This window comes from Parasynechococcus sp., assembly GCF_042954325.1.
Lineage (GTDB): Bacteria > Cyanobacteriota > Cyanobacteriia > PCC-6307 > Cyanobiaceae > Parasynechococcus.
The window spans coordinates 1-3,145 of record NZ_JBGKDS010000041.1; the positions used below are offsets into that span (position 1 = coordinate 1).

The 3,145-nt window shown below is 56.4% G+C and carries 2 protein-coding genes and 1 pseudogene; 2 read left to right on the top strand and 1 reads right to left on the bottom strand.

Translation table 11 applies throughout. The features are described 5' to 3' along the window. Nucleotides 1-1,276, top strand: a 1,276-nt coding sequence (locus ACGVKB_RS06725) for a sulfotransferase family 2 domain-containing protein (RefSeq protein ID WP_392350497.1), incomplete at its 5' end; no start/stop codon positions are given. Here the strand turns inward: ACGVKB_RS06725 and ACGVKB_RS06730 are convergent. Beyond that, complete coding sequence (locus ACGVKB_RS06730; protein WP_392350498.1) at nucleotides 1,273-2,850, bottom strand: photosystem II high light acclimation radical SAM protein; 1,578 nt, start codon at nucleotides 2,848-2,850, stop codon at nucleotides 1,273-1,275. The two genes, ACGVKB_RS06725 and ACGVKB_RS06730, sit on opposite strands and share 4 nt — an antisense overlap. Before the next feature lie 179 nt (nucleotides 2,851-3,029). On the opposite strand from ACGVKB_RS06730, the pseudogene ACGVKB_RS06735 reads away from it, so the two are divergent. After that, nucleotides 3,030-3,145: pseudogene (locus tag ACGVKB_RS06735) on the top strand (photosystem II q(b) protein); the annotation flags it as partial.

Here is a 3,145-nt window from a genome sequence, read left to right on the forward strand (position 1 = left end):
TCTGAATCTGCTGAGCCTGGGGGCTGACGCCGCCCGCGACCGTGACCGCCCCGAGGAGAGCCTCAGCTTCAGCGAACAGCTGATGTCGCATCACCCCAATCAAGCGATCGGACACCTTCGGGCTGCGGAGCTGCTGCTGGCACGGGGTGAACACACCAAGGCAAGAGACATTCTCAACAGCCTTCTCCATCAATCCCTTGGTCGCGATAGTCAGCTCCAGTGCCGAAAACTGTTGCGATCGGGCGGATTCCGCCGCCGGGCTCGAAAGATCTCCAAACAACTGGTGGCAGAAGGCGCCACGGCCCAGCAAGACGACATCCGTGAGCTGTTCGCTGACCACATCGTCCTTGGCGACTTAAACAAAGCTCGCCAACTCGCCGATCAAACCGGCCTGCTCCATCCCATCGAACAGAACAGGCTTCAGTCACTGCTGGGCTTTGAAGGCACAACCCCAACGGCTCTGAACGATCAAGACAGGACGCTGCTCCGCCGCACGCATACCTTTCGTCAACTGGAGCGGGCATCCTTCAACCCGAACGTCAATCAACTTCTCAGCAGCAGCCAACACAAACCGACCATCGTCCTCATTCATGTCGGCAAATGCGCCGGAGAATCTCTTCTCGAAGCCATCCGACTGAACTTCCACTGCGAAGAAATTGATCTCTACGAATTTCACACATTTGATGCCAATCAACGCATTGAGCAACTCATCAGCCAACTGCAATCAGACCAACAGATCCATTGGCTGATCTGCACCCGCGACCCACTACAACGCTGGATTTCGGCCTTCAACTGGGACACACATACGTTCCATTTATCAAGGCAGTACCCGTGCCACCCTCAAGCCGAAGAACTCCATCGACGCTATCCAACGGCCAAGTTGCTCGCCCAGGGGCTCAACAACAATGAGAGCGACGCCACAACCTACGCGCGCTTTCACCACCTTGCCTACGGACATATCGCCATGGGGGTCAGCTGGTATGTCACCAAGCAGACGCAACAGCATCTCAATCGAAAGCGAACATCAATCATCAGAACCGAATCAATCCAGCAGGATTTTGAGGATGCTGTGGAATCAATTCTGAATCAATTTCAATCCTTAAATGCACGCCAAGCCGTCTCCGTGCCCAAAACCAAGCAGAATTATCAGCACCGCTACAAGCCCACCACCTTCTCCCAGTTCACCGAGCTCAGCAGCGCCGAAAGAGATGCCATCGAACGGACCATTCAGGCTGATCGACAAATGCATCACGACCTGCTTGAACTGATGCGCTAGCGCACAGCTGTGGCCATCGCTTTCTGACCTTGAACTGGAGCTCGCAATGCCTCCGACAAGGGCGACAGGCCATAGCGTTGCTCAAGAATGGACATCACCGTTCGCCCAAAGTCGCCTGGGTTGCTGTCAAAGGCTTCCAGGCAAACCTGACCAAACGTGCTGCCCATCGGCTCAGGATTCCAGAGCAGTTTTCTGGCCGTCCAAGGCATCATGCTCATCGGGTTATATCCAGGCTTAATCAGGCCCTGGTCGAAACCGTATTGCTCAAGGTGGGTATGGGGCTGCAGGCCGATGAAGAAAATTGCAGGCTCCACACGATCAGGCCCAAAAATCGCCTCCAATTCACGGTGGTAAGCCACGGTCTGACGAATCGTTTCCGGGCGCTCGTCGATCACATTGAACGAATAATTGACCGAAACATGATCTCGAAATCCTGCATCCGCAAGCATCCGGCAGCTCTCTAGAACGGTGCGCAGGTTGTATCCCATGCGCATCTTGCGAACGAGCTCTTGGGAGCCGGAGGTAATGCCAATTTCGAAGTAACTCATGCCGGTTTCCACCATGAGCTGAGCCAGCTCCGGATCCAGATTGTCGGCGCGGATGTAAGCGGCCCAACGAATGCCCGTCAGCCCTTCGGCTTTGATGGCACGCAGCAACTCCTTGGCATCCTCGATGTAGCGACGGGCAGGAATGAACTGAGCATCGGTGAACCAAAAGCCGCGTACGCCGCGGTCGTAGAGCTGGCGCATTTCTTTCACCACCTCGTCCACCGGATTCAGACGAACCTGTTTGCCCTCCACAACGGTGTAAACGCAGTAACAGCAGTTATGGGGGCAGCCACGCTTGGTTTGGACGCCAACGTAGAAGTCACCACCTTCGAGATACCAGTCCAACTGGGGCCAGATCGAGGCGATGTAGTCGTAGTCGCAGGCGGTTTTGGGTCGACTCTCCGGCTGTTCATGAATCAACCCGATCCGAGGCTGATCGCCGGCCAAGAAACAACGTTCACCGTCCAGCGGCTGACCCTGCAACAGTTTTTCCAACAGCGGCTCGCCTTCGCCGATCGAGACCACCGTGCCCTTGGGCAGTGAACGGCCGAGCTGCTCGTAAAACACACTGACAGCCCCACCACCAAGCACGGCCCGAGCATCGGGGTGGTGGCGGCGCGCATGCTTGAGGCCTTGGCGAACCAAACGCTGATTCCGCCGCAATTCCCCGTAGTGACTGGTCATCAGACGCAGTCCCCCTAAGGCACCATGCAACCGCTTCAGGGGGTTTTTGGCATAAAACACTTCGAAGGAGTTCTGAAGTGGATTGCCACCCCGCCCATCAACCGGGGCATAAATCTGAATATCCCTCCAGGAGAACACAAGCAGCGTTGGGCGGAACTGGTCCACCGTGTCGACGAGCACGCGCTGGACATCCAGCACCGGCAGAGCGGCCAGATCAAGAATCCGCTGGGGCACCTCCGGAAAGCACTTATGGAGATGATCCGCCAGGTAGATCGGACCGATTGGGAAGATCGGGTTGCAAGGCAGACGCACCAGCAGGACCCGTTCGAGATCGGTAGACAACGGAGCTGCGGCAGCGTTGATAGACGCTAACAAGCGTTTTGACAACCAGCGCTTCAGCCTTCTTCAGACTTGCTTCGTAAAGCGCGGTTCATCTCCCGCAATGTTGCTTTACAATCGGCTCAGGCAGGGTTCCTGCCCTTCCTTAAACCGTCCTCTCGGGGACATTTCTTTCCGTTCTCATGACCACCACCCTCCAGCAGCGCTCCGGCGCTTCCAGCTGGCAGGCCTTCTGTGAGTGGGTCACCTCCACCAACAACCGTCTGTATGTCGGTTGGTTCGGTGTGCTGATGATCCC